General features: G+C 70.8%; 19 protein-coding genes and 1 tRNA gene. 5 read left to right on the forward strand and 15 right to left on the reverse strand.

Annotated features, from left to right (window positions below):
• The 4 genes from NON22_RS04480 to NON22_RS04495 form a co-directional block, all read right to left on the reverse strand.
• On the reverse strand, positions 1 to 119 hold a 119-nt coding region (locus NON22_RS04480), incomplete at its 3' end, for an NAD(P)-binding protein (RefSeq protein WP_257385753.1).
• Positions 120 to 196: 77 nt separating this feature from the next.
• Positions 197 to 607, reverse strand: coding sequence for a DUF6491 family protein (locus tag NON22_RS04485; RefSeq protein ID WP_257385725.1), 411 nt, complete (start codon positions 605 to 607; stop codon positions 197 to 199).
• Between the two features lie 146 nt (positions 608 to 753).
• Positions 754 to 3,129, reverse strand: coding sequence for a M56 family metallopeptidase (locus tag NON22_RS04490; RefSeq protein ID WP_257385726.1), 2,376 nt, complete (start codon positions 3,127 to 3,129; stop codon positions 754 to 756).
• Between the two features lie 196 nt (positions 3,130 to 3,325).
• Complete coding sequence (locus NON22_RS04495) at positions 3,326 to 3,817, reverse strand: BlaI/MecI/CopY family transcriptional regulator (RefSeq protein ID WP_257385727.1); 492 nt, start codon at positions 3,815 to 3,817, stop codon at positions 3,326 to 3,328.
• Between the two features lie 122 nt (positions 3,818 to 3,939).
• Between NON22_RS04495 and NON22_RS04500 the strand changes: the two genes are divergently transcribed.
• Positions 3,940 to 4,015: transfer RNA gene (locus tag NON22_RS04500), tRNA-Phe, on the forward strand.
• Between the two features lie 472 nt (positions 4,016 to 4,487).
• On the opposite strand, the gene NON22_RS04505 is transcribed toward NON22_RS04500, so the two are convergent.
• From NON22_RS04505 to NON22_RS04510, 3 genes are all read right to left on the reverse strand, one after another.
• On the reverse strand, positions 4,488 to 5,915 hold the full coding sequence (locus NON22_RS04505) for a choice-of-anchor Q domain-containing protein (RefSeq protein WP_306673643.1): 1,428 nt from the start codon (positions 5,913 to 5,915) through the stop codon (positions 4,488 to 4,490).
• Positions 5,916 to 6,012: 97 nt separating this feature from the next.
• Entirely contained in the window at positions 6,013 to 7,476 is a 1,464-nt protein-coding gene (locus NON22_RS24780; RefSeq protein ID WP_306673638.1) for a choice-of-anchor Q domain-containing protein, read from the reverse strand.
• A gap of 131 nt (positions 7,477 to 7,607) precedes the next feature.
• Complete coding sequence (locus tag NON22_RS04510) at positions 7,608 to 8,306, reverse strand: hypothetical protein (protein ID WP_257385729.1); 699 nt, start codon at positions 8,304 to 8,306, stop codon at positions 7,608 to 7,610.
• 168 nt (positions 8,307 to 8,474) lie between these two features.
• Between NON22_RS04510 and NON22_RS04515 the strand changes: the two genes are divergently transcribed.
• Positions 8,475 to 10,937 (forward strand): serine/threonine-protein kinase, encoded by a 2,463-nt coding sequence (locus tag NON22_RS04515; protein ID WP_257385730.1) that lies wholly within the window; start codon positions 8,475 to 8,477, stop codon positions 10,935 to 10,937.
• Here the strand turns inward: NON22_RS04515 and NON22_RS04520 are convergent.
• Positions 10,855 to 11,436 carry an ECF-type sigma factor gene (locus NON22_RS04520; RefSeq protein WP_257385731.1) on the reverse strand — a complete coding sequence of 194 codons (582 nt, stop codon included), beginning with the start codon at positions 11,434 to 11,436 and terminating at the stop codon, positions 10,855 to 10,857. The two genes, NON22_RS04515 and NON22_RS04520, sit on opposite strands and share 83 nt — an antisense overlap.
• Positions 11,437 to 11,603: 167 nt before the next feature.
• On the opposite strand from NON22_RS04520, the gene NON22_RS04525 reads away from it, so the two are divergent.
• The gene (locus tag NON22_RS04525) at positions 11,604 to 12,527 is read left to right on the forward strand and encodes a VWA domain-containing protein (RefSeq protein ID WP_257385732.1); all 924 of its coding nucleotides are present in this window, start codon (positions 11,604 to 11,606) and stop codon (positions 12,525 to 12,527) included.
• A gap of 63 nt (positions 12,528 to 12,590) precedes the next feature.
• Here the strand turns inward: NON22_RS04525 and NON22_RS04530 are convergent, their stop codons facing one another.
• From NON22_RS04530 to NON22_RS04540, 3 genes are read right to left on the reverse strand one after another with little or no spacing between them, the layout of a single operon-like run.
• Positions 12,591 to 12,851 (reverse strand): DUF5985 family protein, encoded by a 261-nt coding sequence (locus tag NON22_RS04530; RefSeq protein ID WP_257385733.1) that lies wholly within the window; start codon positions 12,849 to 12,851, stop codon positions 12,591 to 12,593.
• Entirely contained in the window at positions 12,848 to 13,111 is a 264-nt protein-coding gene (locus NON22_RS04535; protein ID WP_257385734.1) for a DUF5985 family protein, read from the reverse strand. Before NON22_RS04535 ends, NON22_RS04530 begins: the two co-directional genes overlap by 4 nt.
• 1 nt (position 13,112) lies before the next feature.
• Positions 13,113 to 13,511: a hypothetical protein gene (locus NON22_RS04540; RefSeq protein WP_257385735.1), complete on the reverse strand. Its 399-nt coding sequence runs from the start codon at positions 13,509 to 13,511 to the stop codon at positions 13,113 to 13,115.
• A 263-nt stretch (positions 13,512 to 13,774) separates the two neighbouring features.
• Here NON22_RS04540 and nhaA point away from each other — a divergent pair, with 263 nt between their 5' ends.
• Positions 13,775 to 15,118, forward strand: a complete 1,344-nt coding sequence (nhaA, locus tag NON22_RS04545; protein ID WP_257385736.1) for a Na+/H+ antiporter NhaA — start codon at positions 13,775 to 13,777, stop codon at positions 15,116 to 15,118.
• Positions 15,119 to 15,125: 7 nt separating this feature from the next.
• On the opposite strand, the gene NON22_RS04550 is transcribed toward nhaA, so the two are convergent.
• The 3 genes from NON22_RS04550 to NON22_RS04560 form a co-directional block, all read right to left on the reverse strand.
• On the reverse strand, positions 15,126 to 15,722 hold the full coding sequence (locus NON22_RS04550; protein WP_257385737.1) for a cysteine hydrolase family protein: 597 nt from the start codon (positions 15,720 to 15,722) through the stop codon (positions 15,126 to 15,128).
• Positions 15,719 to 16,237: a hypothetical protein gene (locus tag NON22_RS04555; RefSeq protein ID WP_257385739.1), complete on the reverse strand. Its 519-nt coding sequence runs from the start codon at positions 16,235 to 16,237 to the stop codon at positions 15,719 to 15,721. The genes NON22_RS04550 and NON22_RS04555 overlap by 4 nt, the downstream gene beginning before the upstream one ends.
• A gap of 112 nt (positions 16,238 to 16,349) precedes the next feature.
• Positions 16,350 to 17,012, reverse strand: coding sequence for a DUF2269 family protein (locus tag NON22_RS04560; RefSeq protein WP_257385740.1), 663 nt, complete (start codon positions 17,010 to 17,012; stop codon positions 16,350 to 16,352).
• 20 nt (positions 17,013 to 17,032) lie between these two features.
• Between NON22_RS04560 and NON22_RS04565 the strand changes: the two genes are divergently transcribed.
• The gene (locus NON22_RS04565; RefSeq protein ID WP_257385741.1) at positions 17,033 to 17,611 is read left to right on the forward strand and encodes a hypothetical protein; all 579 of its coding nucleotides are present in this window, start codon (positions 17,033 to 17,035) and stop codon (positions 17,609 to 17,611) included.
• Here the strand turns inward: NON22_RS04565 and NON22_RS04570 are convergent.
• On the reverse strand, positions 17,541 to 19,073 hold the full coding sequence (locus NON22_RS04570) for an FAD-dependent oxidoreductase (RefSeq protein ID WP_257385742.1): 1,533 nt from the start codon (positions 19,071 to 19,073) through the stop codon (positions 17,541 to 17,543). The two genes, NON22_RS04565 and NON22_RS04570, sit on opposite strands and share 71 nt — an antisense overlap.
• Positions 19,074 to 19,347: the final 274 nt, after the last annotated feature.

Genomic DNA, 19,347 nt, shown 5'->3' on the forward strand with positions numbered 1-19,347 from the left:
CGCGGCTGCGGCGCGCGCTCGAACACCGCGAGCCGGTGCCCCTGGCGCTGGAGCAGCCGCGCCGCCGCCTGCCCGGCCGTGCCGTAGCCGACGACCGCGATATCCAGGCTCCGGCGCACCGCTCCCCCCGCGCATCCTCTCGCGGCAAGCCTAGCAAGCGCCGCCGGCAACACGCGGCCGGCGACAAATCACCGCATCATTTGCCTTCGCGCTTCTCGCGGCGCGCCGCGCGCAGCGCCTTGTCGTCGACCGGCTGGATCGAGGCGATGTTGCACCGGTCGCGGCCCGCGACGACATGGTCGAACTTCGCGCTGACGCGGTGATTCGTCGAGCTCAGGCCGACGGCCTTGGCCCAGGGCAGATCGGTGCACGGCGGCAGCACCTTGATCAGCCAGGCCTTGTTGACCGCGGTCCAGACCACGACGGCCTCGGTGCCGAGCGCCTCGTAGCTCTGCAGCCGCCAGAACGGCATGTCGCCGACCGGTGCGCCGGCGAACTGCTCGTACTCGGCGAGGCGTTCGCGCTCGCTGTCGGTCATGGCCTGGGCCGGGGTCACGGCGGCCAGCGCGATCAGCGCGGCCACGGCGAACGAAGAAAGTGGCGACATCGGAAATCCTCCAGTAGCGGATCGTCTCCGAGATAGAGACGGTCCGAGCGGGCTCCAGGGTCGCAGCGAGCATCGTCGATGTCGACGAATGGATGATCCGACGCAGCGGACCGCCCGGCACCCACGTGGGCGCCGGGCGGTCCAGCTCAGCCGCGCACCGCGCCCACGGCTTCCTCGACCTGCCTGCGCTCGAAGTCGGACAGGTCGTCCGCGAGCTGCAACACGCGCGCGCGGACGGCGTCATCGGGCACGCGCCGCGCGACCTCGACCAGCACCTCACGGCGTTCGAAATCCGAGCCGATGCCGCTCGCCGCATCGAGCACCGCCAACGCGCCTTCCCGCGCCAATGCGCCCGCGCGCACCAGCGCGACCAGCGCCTCGCGGCGTTCGAAATCCGAGCCGATACGCTTTGCCGTCTGCGCGTAACGCCGGGCGATCGCGTTCGGGTCGCGGGCTTTCTGCGCCGTGTGGCTCAGCAGCTCGCGCAGCTCGTAGTCTGATCCGATCCCGCCGCCCGCCTCCATCGCCGCGAGCAGCGCCGCGTCGTCGCGTGCGACCGCCAGCAACGCCTCGAGACTGCGTCGGCGCTCGTAGTCGGATCCGATCTCCTCCGTCGCCGCCAGCCACGCGCCGCGCAGTTCGTCGTCACCGGTGACTTGGGCCGCCGTCTCCACCAGCAGCGTGGCGCGCTCGTGATCCGAATCGATCTCGGCGACAGCGGCGAGCACGTTGCGCCACTGCGGCTTGCCGAGCTGCTGGCTGGCCAACGCCGCCGTCAGCGCCAGGCGCTGCTCATGATCGGAATCGAGCGCGGCAATCAACTCCAGCGCGCGATCCAGCTCGGAGTCGGCGAGCTTGCGCGTCCGCAGCAGCTCGCCGAGATAGCGACCCTGGGCGTGGTCGGAACGGATCAGCCCGATCTCGGCCAGGACCGCGCCGTTGCCACCGCGCGCGACGAGCCGCGCCACGCGGCCTTCGACGTCGATCGCGGCCTCGCGCAACAGCTGCGGCACGATGCGCGCGATCCACGCGGTCCCTTCGGCATCAAGCGGCTGCTCCTTGCCGTCCTTCCAGTAACGGGTGGTCAGCGTAGCGCCGTCGCCACGGTATTCGACGCGGCGGGTTTCGGTCCCGACGGTCTCTTCCCATTCGACCTTGGCACCTGCGCCGAGCGAGGCAATGCCGTCGTCCTGATCGTTGAAGCGCACGTCGCCACGCGAGCGATAGGTCAGTTGCCGCCCGGTCCCGCCGATGTCGACGTCGAGATCACCGTTGTGACTGCGCACCGATGTGCAATGGCCGATGACGACCTTGCAGCCGCCAGCCGCCGGCCGGGCTGGCGCGGCAGGCACCGCCGGGACTGCGGGTTGTGCCGGCGGCACCGGCGGTGCGGGCACCGGCACGCGCTCGGCAGCATGGGAGACAGGTACGACGAAAGCGGGCACGGCCAGCACGGCCGCGACCACGGCCGCTATGGGCGCAAGACGGACGCGCCACGGCAGGGAAACGGAAGACATGGAAACTCCTTCGAGCAGGTGCTCGGCACGTTGCAGCAGCGGCGACCGCGCCGCGGCCATGGCCGCGGCGAACGCCGGATAGTCGGGATGAAGACGCCGTTCCAGGCAATGCGCGAGGCAGGCGGCGAGTGCGCGGCCGTCGCCGGTCGCCTGCGCCGCGGCCGCGTCGCAGCGCCACTCGGCCAGGAGGTCGAGCCGTTGCGCGGCGAGTGCAGCGAGCGGCAACGGACACAGCAGACCGCGCCAGAACGCGAGCACGCCGCGCCAGAGCGGATCGCGCCGCGCGAGATGCGCGACCTCGTGCGCGAGCAGCGCACGCCGCTGCGACGCCGGCAGGTCCAGCGCCCAGTCCGGCACGACGATCGTATTGCCCGCCGTCGCCAGCGGGCTCGCGAGCGCCGCATGACGGCGCAGCTGCGGCTGACGCGGCAGCGCGAAATGGGCGGCGAGCGCCGCGCCGTCCTGCTGCCAGTCGGCACAGTCCAATGGCGCGGATTCGCGCAGCAGCCGCTGCAGCGCGCGCGCCGAACCCGCAAGACGCAGCCAGGCCAGCGCGACCGCGAACCCCCAGACGCCGAGCAGCCAGGGCAAGGCGGTGCGCAGCCATGACACCGCGACGGCAATCGGCGCGTCGACGGCACGGTCTGCCGACGGCATCGAGACCGGCGACGCGTGACCGGCCTTATCGGCATCGATCGCCGACGGCAACGGCGATCTCGATACCACATCCGGTCGGGTCGACGTCGGGCGCGATGCGGCCGCTTCGCTCGTTGCCGGCTGCACAGCGTCCGTTGTCGCGCGGCGCGGCGCGGCGGAATCGCCGGCCGCCGATGCGAGGACCGTCGACGCAGCGTCCGTCGCCGCGGCATCGCGCACCGGCATCGCCGCGGTCCGCATGGCGTCGGCCACGGCCTGCTGCGCCGCGATCGGCAGCTTCGCTGCTGCACCGGACTCGTGCATCGCGATCGCCGTCGCCGCCTGCGGCAACGCTGCGGCGACGGTCACGCGGAATCCCGGCAACACTGCCGGCACGAGCGCGAGCTGCAGCACCGCGCTGACGAAACTGCCGACGACGGCGCTGCGCCAGAGGTACTCGCGCGCCGCGAAACTGCGCACGACGCCGCCGCGCTCGAGCGTCCAGGCCAGACCGAGAAACACACACGCGTGCAGCAGCAGGGTCGCCGCGACGACCAGACCGGTCTCAATCATGTTCGCGCCCTCCACGCGTCAGGCGCTTGCGCAACTTCTCCAGATCGCCCGGCGCGATCTCGGCCTCGTCGACGAGATGCGAGACCAGCGCGCGCGCGTCGCCGCCGAACAGGCTGCCGAGCAGCTCCGCGACCATCGAGCGGCGCACCTCCGGCTCGCTGACGAGCGCCCGGTAGTGGACCTGGCGCGCATCGCGCCGCAGCGCGACGACGCCGCGCTTCTCCAGCCGCATCAGCATCGTCGCCACCGTCGTATGCTTGATCCCGCGCGACTGCGCGAGCACCTCGGCGACCTCGGCCGTGCTGCATTCGCCGCGCGCCCACAGCACGCGCATCAACGCGATCTGCAGATCGCTGAGCACCACGTCCCCGGATTCCGCCGCCATGCCGCCACCTGCATCTACAGTTGTCGTACTACAGTTGTAGTAGAACGACCCGCCGCGGACAACAGGCCGGAAGTCATGCCGGCGAACGCGCGAGCCCACCGCCGTCGGCGCTGCTCACTTTCTGCCCAAGCGAAATCCGCGCTTGACTCCGCCTGCCCGCCCCGATTTAATACGCGGCCTTCCCGCTGCGGCCGTTCTGGTCGCACATCGCAAGACCTCATGGCCGGGTAGCTCAGTTGGTAGAGCAGGGGATTGAAAATCCCCGTGTCGGCGGTTCGATTCCGTCCCCGGCCACCATTTTCGTCAAACACTTACGCGGTCACGTCACGATCCGAGCCGGATAGTGGCTTTCCTGTGACTCCTGGATTTCGCTCCATCGCCTCTCACTGGCCGGCCGGTGGCAGCCTGTGGCCATGCCGAATTCGTCCACAGATGCACTTTTATCGTCTGTCACCGCCGCACCTCAGCCCTTGCTGCTGACGGAGAAGAATGTGGCGGGTCCGCTGCAGTGTTCGGTGCGACTGCTGCAGCACACCGACGGCCGCCGCTCAGCGACGTCGCCGAGCAGGCGCTCGCCGAGGCGACGCGGTTGCACGATGTCGTCGACCGCATGAAGGCTCTGCTGGCCGAGGCGCCCTCGAGCAGCGATCTCGCCGACGACGCCCCCTCGACGCAGAAGAAGCGCAGCCGGACTCGACCGTCATCGCGCGCGCAGGCCGGGGACGGCGCCGCATGCGGCGTCGACTGCAGCTACCCCGGGTACAGCGGCTCAACCGTCGAAGCCGTCCCTGAAAATGCGGTCGTTCCGGGGGTGTTCGTACGCGCCCGAATCGCACAACGCATTGCCGTCGCCGTTTCCGTCTCGTGGACGCTCGTCGCCCAGCACATCGTCGGGCAGGCAGCGCGCCGTATCGCCACCGTCGACGACCGGGCTGGAGGCATCGAACACGAGCACGGGCAGCGGAGTCGAGCTGTCGACGCCGGCGATGCGGAAGTCGGCGATGGGCGTGGCGCCCGGCACCGATACGTTGCAGCTGAAGTCCGCCGAAGCGCGATAGTTGCCGATCGCCAGAGTCGCCGCGGCGCCGATGGAGCAGGACGCGCCGGACCCCGCGGCGACCGGCGCCAGGACGCTGTTGCTCACCTCGCCGACCGGAGACAGCGCCGCATAGATGTGGCCGCCGACCGCGGCTCCATTGTCGAAGAAGGTCGCGTGCCGCACGTCAAGCTGCGTCGACTGCACGAACAGCGCACCGCCGCGATCGACTGCCCGATTGCCGACGAAACCCGTGTTGTGAAGTGCAAGCGGGACGACGACGTCATTGCCGCGGACGAACACCGCGCCGGCGCTGCGGCTGCGGTTGGCGCCGAAGTAGCTTCGCGCCAGCGTGACCGTGCAGCTCGTTGCGCAATCCAGGCTGAGCGCGCCGCCGATGCCGGACGGCGACGCGACCGGATCGGGTTCCGCCGAGTTGTCCGTGAACGCGCTGTCCCGAATATCGATCTCGCCAGAGCGGGCCAGATAGACCGAGACGGCCCCGCCGGCGACGAATCCGCCGTTGAGGAGATTGCCGGTGAACGACGACGATTCGATCTGCAGCGGTCCACCGACGCGAACCGCTCCGCCGAGGGCCGCGCCGGTACCCAGCGACACCGCACCGTTGCCATGGAAAGCGCTGCCGACGATGCTGACCGGCGCAGTCCCCGACCAGGAGACCGCGCCGCCCAGCGCCGAACCGGTTCCGACCGCGACCGTCGTGCACGCCGAAAACGCGACGCGGTCGAGGACCAGCCGATGCGTGTCGCCGGTGCCTTCGCCGCTGAGGCAGCCGCCTGCTCCGCTGCCGCGGCCCTGGTTCAGCGACAGCTTGCGCAGTGTGAGTCCGCGGCCGGTCCGCAACAGCGGGAAACTGTTGCCGGGATCGAAGACGGTGACGACGGGACTGCGGCCGGCGCCGTCGATTTCCAGATCCACCTGCACGAGCGGCAGCGGCGAGAACAACTCGATCATGCCCAGCGCCGGATAAGCGGTGTCGAATACGACGCGATGCGGCGGTGCGGACGCGGTATTCGCGTCGAGCAGCGCCTGCCGCAGCGAACCGGGACCAGCGTCCTCGATGTTGGACACGGCGAACGTCGCCGCCGGCGCGCAGTTTGCGCCGAGCAGGCCGGCGAGGAGCAGATATCCGGAGCGCATTGAATTCCTCTTGAGGCAACGTCGAAATTTCGCGCGGCCGCGGCTGCGCGGTTGATGCGGCTCCCGGCCGCCCCGGGGCCGACCGCTCTGCTGCCCGTCAGCGCAGCAGCGGGGACTCCATGTCGTCGGCGAACAGCGAGGCTTCGCGCTGCAGCTCGTGCGCGCCGATGTCGCAGACCGCCGCGCCGTCGGCGTCTCCGTCGGCAGGCCGCATCTCATCGCGCGCGTCGCCGGCGGTGCAAACGAACACGCCGCCGCTGCCCGGATCGGCAGGATTGCCGGCATCGATCACGGGACTTCCGGCGAACACGTCGACGACGGCAATGTCGTGCAGCGCGCTGCCGGTCGTACGCAGGCCGCGAATGCGCAGATCGCCGCCGTCGATGTAGCTGAACGCAGCGAGATATGTGCAGCTCGCATCGGCGAACAGGTTCGAACCGGTGCCGTCGATTCCCACCGGCAGAGAAGCCGACGAACACGCCGCGCCGCCGTCGCCGCTGGTGGCGAACAGGTTGTGCGTGACGGCCGCGACAGAGGTATTGTTGCCGCTCGCATGCAGATGCGCGCCGAATCCGGCCCGTCCGCTGTTCTTCCAGAAGCTGTTGTTGCGCAGATCCATGCGGACTCCCGCGAGGCTCAGTGCCGGGCCGCCGAGATTGCCGGCGAAGGTCGTGTTGCCGACGGCGACGTTCATCGTGCCGGGAATCGTGGACAGCGACGCATAGACCGCGGCCCCCTGGCCGCTCTCGTTGTGCACGAACAGCGATTGGCGGATCGTCGTGCCGCTGCGGTCCCGCACGTAGACCGCGCCGCCGAAGCTCAGATTCGCCGTGGACGTCTGCACGGCGCGGTTGTCGAAGAACTGGCTGCGCAGCAGGGTCAACGTGCCCGTGCCCGCAATCACCGCACCGCCGGCCGCGCCGGTGCTGCCGGCGCTCACGGCCTCGTTGCGTTCGAAGCGCGAGTTCTCGATCCATGCATTGCGGCGCACGTCGAGCGCACCGCCCGCGGTGGAGCCGGGCGCCCGCGCACGATTGCCGATGAACGCGCTGCGGTAGACGAACACGTCGCCTTCGGCGTAGACCGCGCCGCCGAGCGCTAGTCCGCCCGGCTGGATGCTGGTGGCGCGACAGTCCTGCAGTGTCGCGCGGTCGAGCGTCAGCGTGGACGCGGCATCGGAAACGCGCACACAGCCGCCGCGGTCGTTGTTGGCGAAGCCGCGGCGCAGTGCGAGATCGCGCAAGGTCAGCGACGCTGCTGCGCCGACGTCGAACACGCGCACCGTGTCGTTGCCGTCGATGACGAGACCCGGAGAACCGCTGCCGTCGACGATCAACGCCGTCGCGGACAGGCTCGGCAGCGGTGCGGCCAGACCGATCACGCTGTTGATCGGCAGCGAGAACAGGATCGTGTGCGGCGCCCCCGACGCCGACTGCGCCTGCGTCACGGCTTCGCGCAGCGTGCCGGCACCGCTGGACAGCGCCGACGTCACCAGATAGGTCGCGGCCCGAGCCGGGCAGGCCGTCGTCAGCGCAGCCGGGACCAGTGCGACGGCGAGCAACCGAAGGCAAGGGCGCCATGGCGATACCGGGCCCCGGTCAGACGGAACGATGGGCATGAGCGAACTCCAGCGGGAAACGAGCCGGCTCTTACGGCAACCGGGCGCATATCCGGACACGCAGGACTCCGGCGTCATCGCGAACGGCCGCCGTGCAGGCGGTCGAGCAGGCGCCCGGCGAGCCTCGCGGCCGTATCGCGGTTCCCCGCGGGATCGTCCGACACATCCACGACCAGGACGATCGAGCTGTCGCCGACACGCAGATGCAGCGTGGGCTCGCGTGCGGCGGCGGCCCAGGCTGCGGCATCGCCGAGCCCTGCGACGGGCTCGGCCGGCTCTCGCTCGGCCGTGCCTTGCGCCAACCGATCGGCAGCCGCCGCAGCGTGCTCGTCGAGATTTCGCCGCTGCGCCTGGCGCGCGACTTCCTCGCGCAGGCGCGCGCGAGCCGTCGCGTCGAGCCGACCGAAATGCCGCGCCGCGAACTCCTCGGCGCGAACGCCGACACGGATCTGACCCAGCGACACGAGGTTTTTCCTGTTCACGCGCGCGCCGGCATAGTGGAAAAACCGGCCGGCGTCCCAGCGGTAGCGCAGTTGATCCGGCCGCGACGTCTGCTCCGCACCGCCTGCCGGCATGCCGGCGAGTTCGACGAGATCGTCAGGCGTGAGCAGCGCATCGAGACGGTCGCGCCAGTTCGTGAAGGAAGCTCCCGACATCACGGCCTCCGGCGGGGGCGCAACGACCCGCGGCGCAATTTCCGCAGAAGGCTGTGCCGAGCGGTCGCAACCGGCGATCAGCAAGAACGGCAATACCGAGGCGATCGAGCGACGCATGACGGTCCGTCGTGGAAGCGGCCGTGCCGCGGAATCGCTCCTTACGGCGGAACACTCCGGATCCGGACAACAGCCGTCCTGACGCGGGCCTCGCGCCCCGGACGCGCGGTTGTCCGGACCCGCCGTATCGCCGATGCTCGCGGACCCGCCGATCCCTGGAGAACGCGCATGCAGAGTCCCGATCGCTGGGCCCTGGTCGAATCACTGTTCGATGCGGCGTGGGAACTGCCCGAAACGCAGCGCCGCCGCTGGATCGAGGCGCAGGAGTGCGCGGCCGAGGTGCGCGCCGAGGTCCTGCGACTGCTCGATGCGGCCGACCGCAGCGACGGATTCCTGGCCACGCAGGAAGCGGCCGACGACGCCTACGAGGCGTCCGCGCCGATGCCCGCCGGCGAGCGTGCCGGCGCCTGGCGCGTCGTGCGTCCCGTCGGTCGCGGCGGCATGGGCGACGTCTACGAAGTCGAGCGCGCCGACGGCCACTTCGCGCAGCGCGCGGCGCTCAAGCGCATCGCCCGGACGCGCGCGACTGACGCATCGCGCTTCGAGATCGAGCGGGCGACGCTCGCACGACTGGAACATCCCGGCATCGCCCGCCTGATCGACGGCGGCCTGCTCGACGACGGCCGGCCGTTCATGGTCATGGAGTTCGTCGACGGCCTTCCCATCGACGAGTGGTGCGACCGGCGGCAGTCCGATGCCGCCGCACGGGTACGCCTGGTGCTGCAGGTCTGCGACGCCCTGGCACATGCGCACGGCAAGCTGGTCGTGCATCGCGACGTCAAGCCCTCGAACATTCTCGTCGACGCGCAGGGCCGTGCGCGGCTGATCGATTTCGGCGTGGTCCATCTCGCCGATGCCGCGGAGCGCGTTCCGGCCGCCGCGCCGCTGTCGCCGGCCTACGCCGCGCCGGAACAGATCGACGGCGCACCCGTATCCACGGCGACGGACGTCTACGGCGTCGCAGCCGTGCTGTATCGGCTGATCGCCGGACAGCCGCCGCGCGAGGCGGCGGGACTCCCGGGCCTACTTGCCCTGATGAGCGCGCGGGACACCTCGCCCCGGCGACTGGCCGGTCTGCCGCACGCCACCGCCCGTTCGGGCTCCGCGCGGGCGCTGCGCACCGATCTCGACGCCATTCTCGCCAAGGCGCTCGCTCCCGATCCGACCAGGCGCTATGCGACCGTCGAAGCCTTGGGCGAGGATCTGCAGCAGGCGCTGCGTCGCGGCGTCGTAGCTGCGCGACGGGACGAGCCGCGGCATCGTCTGCGTCGCACGCTGTGGCGCTTCAAATGGCCGCTGGCGGCGGCCGTCGCCGTCGGCGCCAGCCTGATCCTGGGCCTGGGCCTCACCCTGCGCTATGCCGATCAGGCCGCGCGCGAACGCGATCAGGCGCGACGGGAACAGGCGCGCCTCGAAGCCGTGCAGCAATCGGTCTTTCACATGTTTCGCAGCGCCGGCGAAATGAAGGGCGGCTCGGCCACCGCAGCCGACGTGCTCGAAGGAGCGGCCCGGCGCATCGAGAGCGAGTTCGCGCGCGAGCCGGCGCAGGCCGCTCCGGTATTGCACGCGTTGGGCGAACTGTACTTCCTGATCGCGGACTACGAAGCGGCGCAGCCGCTGCTGCAACGCCTGGCCGCTGCCGACCCCGGCGTCGTCGACCCGGCACTGATTGCCGCCGGCCGCTACGACCTCGCCCAGGTGCTTTACCGGCGCGGCGACGCCGCCGCTGCAGGACCATTGCTGGTCCAGGCGCAGAACTACTGGGCGGCGGATACCCTGCGCTGGGAGAGCCGCCTGGTGGACAGCCGGCTGCTGCAAGCCCAACTGATCCGTGGCAATGGCGATCACGCGGCGGCGGCCGAACTGTTGCAGTCGGCTCTGGCGCGCCGCATCGAACTGAGCGGAGCACATCATCGCGAAACCGGCGTGTTCCACAACAATCTCGGCGTGGCTCGCTTCGCGAGCGGCCAGCCCGAAGCGGCGCGCGCTTCTTTCGAAGCCGCGGCCGAAGTCTGGCGCGCAGCGGGGCTCGAGCAATCGCCCGACGCGCTGAACACCCTCAACAACTGGGGCTCGCTCGAACTGGCCTCGGGCAATGTCGACGCGGCCGAACCGCTGCTGCGCGAAGCCGTTGCGCTGCGCCGGCAGCTGTACGGACCGTCCGCGGCCACAGCCGCGCTGCTCAACAACTACGGCAAGCTGCTGCTGCAGCAAGCGCGCGCGGACGCGGCGCTGCCGGTGCTGCAGGATGCCGCCGCCATGGGAGCCCAGTTCGCCGGCCATGGCAGCCTGCACCATGTCGCCGCGCTCGCCGCGTCGGCCGAGGCGCAGTTGGAACTCGGCCATCCCGAGGCGGGCGCCGGCGACGCCACCGCCGCGCTGGACGCCGCACTGGCCACGCTCGGCCCGGACCACGTCGGCACGGCGCTGGCGAGCCTGGCGATGGCGCGCCTGCGCCTTGACCAGCGGCGACCGCGCGAAGCGGCCGTCCTGCTCGACAAGGTCGAACGCATTGCTGCCGCTTCCGGTCCTTCCGGCGCGCGCCTGGTCAGCCAGGCGGCGGCGCTGCGGACGCGCCTGCCGGCTCCGGCATCTCCCCCAGCGCCTGGAAGAGCCACGCCCTCGCCTTGATCCAGTCGCGACGCACCGTGCGATCGGCAACACCGAGCACGCGCGCCGTGTCGGTTTCGGAATAGCCCGCGAAGAAGCGGCACTCGATCACGCGTGTCAGCCGCGGATTGAGCCTGCTCAGCTCCTGCAGCGCCTCGTCGAGTTCCACGAGGCGTTCATCGGAAGTCCAGAACGGCTCGGCCGTCATGGCGTCGAGCGAATCCACCGCCCCGCCGCCATGCTTGACCGCCAGTTTCTGCCGGGCATGGTCGACGAGAGCCTGGCGCATCGCCAGCGCGGCCGCGCGCAGGAAATGCAGCTCTCCTTGCCAGCTGTCGCTGCGGCGCAGTTTCAGATAAGCCTCGTGGACCAGTGCGGTGGTGCACAGCGTTTCGCCGGCCCGCATGCGGCGACGCTCATGACGCGCGCGCTTGCGCAGGTCGTCCAGCAGCAGCGGCAGCAGCGATTCCGCGGTGCTCGCCGCAGACGGCCGATCGGCCGTCTGATCGTCTTCCCGCATCCCGGTCTCCCGCCTCGTCCTGCGCCGACCTTAGCAGATGTCCCGCTTCCGGCCCGACGTTTCGCCGCGAATGTCCGCTTTTCGCGCGCCGCCTCGTAAGGGGCCGCTCGATGTCCGGTGCGTCGCGGCGACCGCCGGTTCCACATTTGACCGACGGAGAACGACTGATGCGCCACCTTTCCGGCTTCACTTCGCTCGCCTGCGCGCTGGGCTTCGCCGGCGCCGCGACCCTTGCCAGCGCCGCCGACCAGGCCATGCTCGTGCTGGATGCCTCCGGGTCGATGTGGGGCACGGTCGGTGGGACGACGAAGATCGATGCCGCGCGCAAGGCCGTGGCCGCCATGCTCGACGCCTGGCCGCCGGACGCCCGGCTCGGCGTGATGGCCTATGGACATCGGCGCAAGGGCGACTGCGACGACATCGAGATCCTGCGCAGTCCCGGAGAAGCCGGGGCCGGCGCGATTCGCGGACTCATTGCCGGTCTGTCGCCGAAGGGAATGACGCCGATCAGCGCCGCCGTTCGCAAGGCGGCCGAAGCCCTGAAATTCACCGAGCACAAGGTCAGCGTCATTCTCGTCAGCGACGGCGAAGAAACCTGCGATGCGGATCCTTGCGAGCTCGGCGCCGAACTCGAGAAGCTGGGAGTCGACTTCACCGCGCACGTCGTCGGATTCGACCTGCCCGAAGGCAAGGCCCGCGCGCAACTGCAGTGTCTGGCGAACACGACGGGAGGACGCTACTTCGAGGCGCGCGACGCGGCCGCTCTGGCCGCTGCGCTCGAGCAGGTCGCCGCACCGCCTCCGGCAGCGCCGGCGGACCTGAAAGCCGGAGACGCCTGGATGGTCGACGTGAACCTGTTCCAGGGATCCTATCGCGCCGTGGATTTCACGACCGGCCAGACGCCGGAGGAATGCCAGGCCATATGCCTCGCCGAAGAGGCCTGCACAGCCTGGACCTACGAAGGCACGGGGACCTATTTCGTCGACCATCCGCGCTGTCACCTCAAGAGCGACGGCGCCGTGCAGAAGAAAACAGAGGAAAACATGGTTTCCGGCGTGAAGCCCGGCGTGCGCATCATCCTGCCGGAGTAAGGAGAGCCTCGATGAACCCGCCGCGCCGGCAGGACTGCCGGCGCCTCCGGCGGAAGCGGCCAGCTAACGCTCGCGCGCGCGGTTCTTGTCGAGAATGCCGGCGAGGATGAGGCCGTAGGCAATGACGCGCAGGACGTAGACGCCGGGACTGCCGTCGTCGGTCCAGCGCAAGGCCACCTCGAGCGTGCGGCCTACCGCGTCGAGCCAGAACGATGCGGCGAAGAACAGGAAGATCCGGTCCTGCGTGCGCCCGTGGAATCGCAGGAAGATCAGCCCGGCGACCCAGGAGGCCATGGCCACCGCGCCGGCGAGGAAATCTGTCATGAGCGCTCGTTCCGGTAGATGAGCCCGTAGAGCAACAGCCCCATGGATGCGGCCGTCAGGAGCAGGCGGATCGGCCTGAGGTCCACGTCGGGAACGACGAGCTTGTCGACGATCAGCACGACGTTGCTCGCCATCAGACCGCAGAAGCACAGGCCGCTCCACAACAGGAGCGAACTCCCGGTCTTGCGGTACGCGCGCAGCAGCAGCAGTGCGCAGGCAAGCGCCGTCAACGCGCAGAGTCCGTACAGCACGCTGGCCATTTCAGGTCTCCTTGCGAATGCGGAACGCGTCGGCGAATGCCTGCGCCGACTGCGTTTCGGACGACCGGCGTTCGGCGGAATGAATCAGTTGCGACACCGGCACCAGGTGTCGCTCGTAGCACGACAGCACGGCCTCGACGATGGCACGCAGCGCGTCCGTGCGGGGGCTGAAGCGGAATCCCGGCTCGTCCGCCAAGGCGACCAGTTCGAGCTTGTCCAGCTTCGCCAGCAGCGTCCGCGCATGGTCCGGCGAAATATACAGCCGTGACGCCAGCCCAGTGGCCGGAAGGCCGGCGGCGCCGCGTTCGCGCAGCACCAGCAGGGCTTCGAGATCCGGCACGGTCAATCCATTCATCAGAATGAACCGACGCACCTCGTCGGGGATGGGATTCGGATCCACTCGTCGCTTCCACATCGCACCGCGACCGGACACTGCAGCACCGGACCGCGATTTCTGCGTCATCGGTCGAATGTAGCCACCATCGCCGACGGCAGCAAACCGCGGGAGTGCGGCGTTCCGCATCGGCGTGCCGCGCGCTTGCTGCCGAGGCCTCGCGGCCGCCGCCGCTGCCGGGTAGACTCCGCCACTTCGGGTGTCCGCTGCACGGTGCAGCGTGACAGGCATCAGCGCAGGTCGGGCCGCCGCGCGGAGCCATTGCGTCCATGCATCGCGTACCCGACCGCCACATTCCGCGTGCACAGATCCTGGCCGAGCGGGCGTTCGCGACGGTCGAACGCTTCCTGCACATCGAAGCGGTCAGCGGCATCGTGCTCGTCGCCGCCGCGGTCGTCGCGCTGGTCTGGGCGAACTCGCCGGTCGCGGCCAGCTACGACGCGCTCTGGCACACGCCGCTGTCGATCGGCATCGGCAGCCACGTGTTCTCGCAGTCGCTGCATTTCTGGATCAACGACGCGCTGATGACTGTGTTCTTCCTCGTCGTCGGCATGGAGATCCGCCGCGAGATGCACGAGGGCGCACTGAGCGACCTGCGCCAGGCCGCCCTGCCCGTCGCCGCGGCGATCGGCGGCGTCGCCGCGCCGGCCCTGATCTATGTCGCGCTGAACGGCACGCCGGACCGCCTGCGCGGCTGGGCCGTGCCGACGGCGACCGACATCGCGTTCGCGGTCGGCGTGCTCGCGCTGCTCGGGCGCTCGATTCCCGGCGGCGTGCGCGTGTTCCTGCTCGCACTCGCGATCATCGACGACATCGTCGCGATCCTGATCATCGCGCTGTTCTATTCCGGCGGCCTCGACTACTCCGGATTCGCCGTCGCCGCGCTCGGCGTCGCGCTCGTGCTCGGCCTGCAGCGCATCGGCATCGGCGCGGCGTTCGCCTACGTCTTTCCGGGCGCGATCCTCTGGGCCGGCCTGCTGAAAGCCGGCGTCCATCCGACCCTGGCCGGCGTCGTGCTCGGCCTGCTGACGCCCGTGCGTTCGACGCCCGCGCGCGAGAGGCCCGAGGACATCGTGTCGCGGGTCGCGCAGAGCCTGTCGCAGAACCACACAGCCGAGCACGCCGAACAGCTCGAGCGGCCGGCACGGCAGCTGCGGCTCGCACAGCGCGAGCTGCTGCCGCCGGTCGTGCGCGTGCAGACGGCGCTGCATCCGTGGGTCGCCTACCTGATCATGCCGCTGTTCGCGCTCGCGAACGCCGGCGTCAGTCTCGGCGGCGTCGATTTCTCCTCTGCCGCGCCGCTGTACGCGATGGGCGGCATCGCGCTCGCGCTCGTCGCCGGCAAGCCGCTAGGGGTCATCGCAGCCAGCGCGCTGATGGTGCGTCTGGGCTGGGGAAAACTGCCGCCGGACACGTCCTGGGGCGGCATCGTGCTCGTCGGGCTGCTCGCGGGCATCGGCTTCACGATGGCGATCTTCATCGCGCTGCTGGCATTCCGCGACGAGCAGATGCTCGCGGCGGCGAAGCTCGGCGTACTGCTCGGCTCGCTGGTCGCCGCGGTGCTCGGGTTGTCCTGGGGCGCGCTGTACGCGCGCAGGCTGCGAGCGCGGTAACCGCGCCTCAGCGCCGTCGCGCCGCGGCGAGCAGGCCCGCCGCCTGGCGCGCGCTCGCGACACCGATGCCGAACGCGGCGATGCCGTCCATCGCGCGCCTGTGCCGCGCCGCGCTCGCGGCGGCGCAGGCATCGCGCACGACAACGACCTCGCGATCGCGCAGATGCGCGTCGATCGCCGTCGCGAGCACGCAGAGATCGCTGGCCACGCCGGCGACGAGCAGGCGTTCGGTCTGCAGATGCGCGAGCAGCAGATCGAGCGGCGTGCCGAAGAACGCCGAGTGCCTGGGCTTCAAGATCACGTAGTCGCCCGGTCCCGGCGCCAGCCGCTCGGCGACGGCGGCGCCCTTGCCGCCGGCGTCGACGGCCGAATTGATCACCGCGTGGAAGTCCGAGCGCCATTGGCCGAAATTGTCGTTCGCGAAGATCACCGGGACGTCGTTGCGCCGCGCCTGTGCGACGAGCCGCGCCACTGTCGTCGCGGCGGCGGCGACGCGCGGCAGCAGCGCCGGCTCGGCCTGGTCCCAGGTGCCGAACCAGTCGATCAGCAGCAGCGCGTCGGTGGCGCCGTCGCCGGGTTTTTTCAGCGGCGTCGCCGGGCTCATGCGGCCGCCGCCGGAACGCCGCGCTGCCGGCGGCAGCGCAGCCACCCCTCGGCGATCAGCAGGCCGGCCACGGCGAACGCGGCGTAGACCATCGCGAGAATCGCGGCGCCGGGCGATGCCGGCGCAGGCGACGGCACCGGCTGCAGCCAGGCCCAGACGACACGCAGCAGGCCGGCCACGGGCAGCGCGATCAGGTAGGCATGGCAATAGTGTTCGGCCGTGGAGATGCAGCGCTGCGGCCGCGTCCGGTATTCGTCCCACCAGGCCGTCGCCGAATGCGCGACGACGCAGAACGCCGCGAACGCCAGCGCAACGGGTTCGGATGGCAGCCAGGCCAGCAGGCTGACCGCGGCGACGATCTGCGCCCACTGCAGCAGATGCAGCAGCGCTTCGCCGGCGCCGAACGGCGTGCGTTCGATGTGCGAGGCCCGATGGCACAGGTAATCGCCGAGCCCGGCCAGCGCCCAGAGCGGCAGCAGCACGTAGAACGCGAAACGGGCGACGTCGACGATCATGGCTCGCTTCCGGCAACGCAGCGCCGCGCGGTCGCGGCTTCGCCGGGGATTGTCCGGCCGCACCGTCGGCGCCGCGTCAAGGCGCCGCTGCCTCCGTACCGGGTCGGTGGCCTCAGGCCGGCTTGACCACCATCAGGTAGAAGATCGCGAGGAAACACAGCAGCGCGACGAAACCCAGCGCGACCCATTCGCGGAAGCACCGCACGAACGGCGGCGGCAACGCGGCGCCGTTCGCGACGGCTTCGCGCGCCAGGCCGCGCATCTGCAGCTGCAGGACGACCACGCGCAGCCACACCAGCGCCGCGACGCCGAACAGCAGCAGCGACGCGGCCAGCCAGTGCGTGCTCCAGGGCAGTCCGGAGCGATGCACGGGCCAGGCGCCGCTGAGCGGCTGCAGCAACATCGTCGTCGCGGTGAACAGGGTGTCGGCGCCGAGTGCGGAAATGAGCACGATGCGGCGCACGCCGGCGTCGGCGCGGGCCGCATACAGCGCGCGCAGTCCGCGATCGTGCAAGCGCTCGAAGCGGTTGCGGTGCTGCTGGCGCAGTATGCCGGCGGCATTCACGACGGCATCGATGCCGCGCAATCGCGCTGACCATTGCGCCGCCTCCACGTCCGCGGAGAAATCCACGGTCATCGCCGCGGCCTGCGGACCCAGCCGGCGCAGCCGGGCGACGTCGCGCGCGCGCCAGGTGGCGGCATGGCCCGCATCCTGCAGCGCCGCGACCAACGCCGAGCCGAGAAACCCCGACGCGCCGATCACGAGCACCCGCATACGCACCCCGGAAGACTGCCATGCCGCGCCGATCCGCCCCGACCGTTCCGCGACCACGACTCTCCGCCGCGACGCGGCGGTTCCTCGCGGCCGCGCTGCGTTCGGGCAGCGTCGCGGCGATCGCGTCGACCGTCGCCGCCGCATTGCTGAGCCGGCGGCGCACCGGTTCGGCCGCGAGCACCACGAACGCGGCGCGCCACTGGATCTGGGGCCGGCCGGCGCTGCGCCGGCATGGCGCCGATCTGCGCCACACCACGCTCGGCTACGCGATCCATCATGCGAGCTCGGTATGGTGGGCGCTGTTCTACGAAGCCTGGCGGCGGACGCCGCAGCGCAGGCCGCTGCCTGCGGCGACGATCGCGGCGCTCGCGGCCTGGGTCGACTACCGCGTCGTGCCGGCGCGGCTGATGCAGGGTTTCGAGGCACATCTGCGCCCGCGCCAGATGGCGCTGATCTACGCGGTGTTCGCGCTCGGGCCCTGGGCCGGCACGCGGCAGCGGCCGCGACGAGGGCCGGCGCTCGCGGCCGTCAGGCCGCATCGTCGCGGTTTTCGCCGACGACCTCGAGCGGGTCCAGGCCGCTTGCGGCCGGGCCGTTGAGGACCTGGCCGTCGGTCGCGCCGAAGCGCGAGCCGTGGCAGGGACAGTCCCAGCTGCGCTCGAGCGCATTCCAGTGCACGACGCAGCCCAGGTGCGGACAACGCGCGGAGAACGCATGCAGCTCGCCGTTGTCGTCGCGGTACAACGCGAAGCGGTGCAGGCCGTGGCGCACGACGGCGCCGGAGCCCATGGCCACGGCCGCCGCGTCGCCGTGACCGAGCCAGTCGCGATACTGCACGGCGGCGTTCGCGTTCTCCTCCAGCCAGGTCGCGTTGAGGCGCTTGCGCGCCGGGTCGTAGAGATCGCGCCACGCATGCCCCTCGCCGCGGATCAGCGCGGTCAGCAGCGGCGCCGCCAGGGTGCCGTGGGTCAGCCCGTTGCCCGAGTCGCCGCTGACGACGTAGACCTGCCGCTGGCCCGGGTCGGCCCCGATGAACGCGAGCCCGTCGATCGGCTCGATGATCTGCCCCGACCAGGCGTACTCGGGCTCGCCGAATCCCGGACAGAGCTGCCGTGCCCAGCGCGCGAGCTCGCTGAACGGGTCGCCGCCGAACGGGTCGCTGCCGCGCGGCTCCTGCCCGGTCTTGTGGTCGGCGCCGCCGACGATCAGCCATTCACTGCCGTCGGACGCCGGCTGCAGGCGCACGTAGTGGTAGGGGTCTTCCATGTCCCACAGCAGCATGTCGGGGACGGATCCGGCCGGCACGCGCGCGGCGATCACGAAGGTCCGGTACGCCGCCTGCTTCGTGTGCAGCGCGAAGCGGCGGTGAAACGGCACGTTCGCGGCGACCACGACGGCCCCGGCGCCGATGCGGCTGCCGTCGGCGAGGGTCACGCCGGGCGAGGTTCCGCCGTCGACGTCGACGGCCTCGGCCCCGACGAAGCGCACACCCCAGGCGCGCGCTGCGGCGACGAGCCCGGCGAGATAGGACAGCGGATGGAAGCGCGCCTGGTTGTCGAAGCGCAGGGTCGGCCCGGCCAGATCGCCGATCCCGTTGTCGCTGCGCTCGGGCGCGAGCCCGGCACGCACGGCCGCGGCCTGCTCGCGCTCGAATTCCTGCCGATGTTCCGGATCGCCGCAGACGAGATAGCCCGGCACACGCCGGAAATCGCAGTCGATGCGGTAGCGCGTGCACCATTCCTCGATGCGGTCTATCGCCGCCGCGTGGCTCCGAGCGGCGAGCTGCGCGCCGTCGGCGCCGTGCCAGCGCTCCAGCCGATAGAAACGGTCGTCGAGCGCGCTGGCCAGGTGCGCGCTCGTGCGTGCGGTCTCGCCGCCGGCGATGCCGGCGCGGTCGATCACGACGACACGCTGGCCGGCCTCGGCCAGCGCCAGCGCGATCGAGACCCCGGCGATGCCGGCGCCGACGATGCAGACCTGCGCGTCGCGATCCGTCTCGACGAGCGTGTCCAGCGGCGGCGACTGCCGCTCCATCCACAGCGACCGTGACTGCGCGTTCATGCGAAGGGCTCCGCTGGCGACGCGAACCGGTCTCGCAATAGCCGGGCCAGCGCGCCGCGGCCGCTGGCCCGCGCCGCCGCGGTGAATGACCGAGCCGCTGCGCCGCCAAACCGGATGATTTGTGCAAATTTTACCTATTTTCCGTCCGGAACTACATGGGCGGGCTCGTGCGTACGGCGGCGCGGCCGTCTCCGCGCCGGCGCGGTCGCCGCAGCAAGCCCTTGAACCGCGGTGCGACGAAAATGCCGTGTCCGCTCGCGCATCCTGCAGGCTC

It is taken from the genome of Tahibacter caeni (genome assembly GCF_024609805.1).
Classification (GTDB): Bacteria; Pseudomonadota; Gammaproteobacteria; order Xanthomonadales; family Rhodanobacteraceae; genus Tahibacter; species Tahibacter caeni.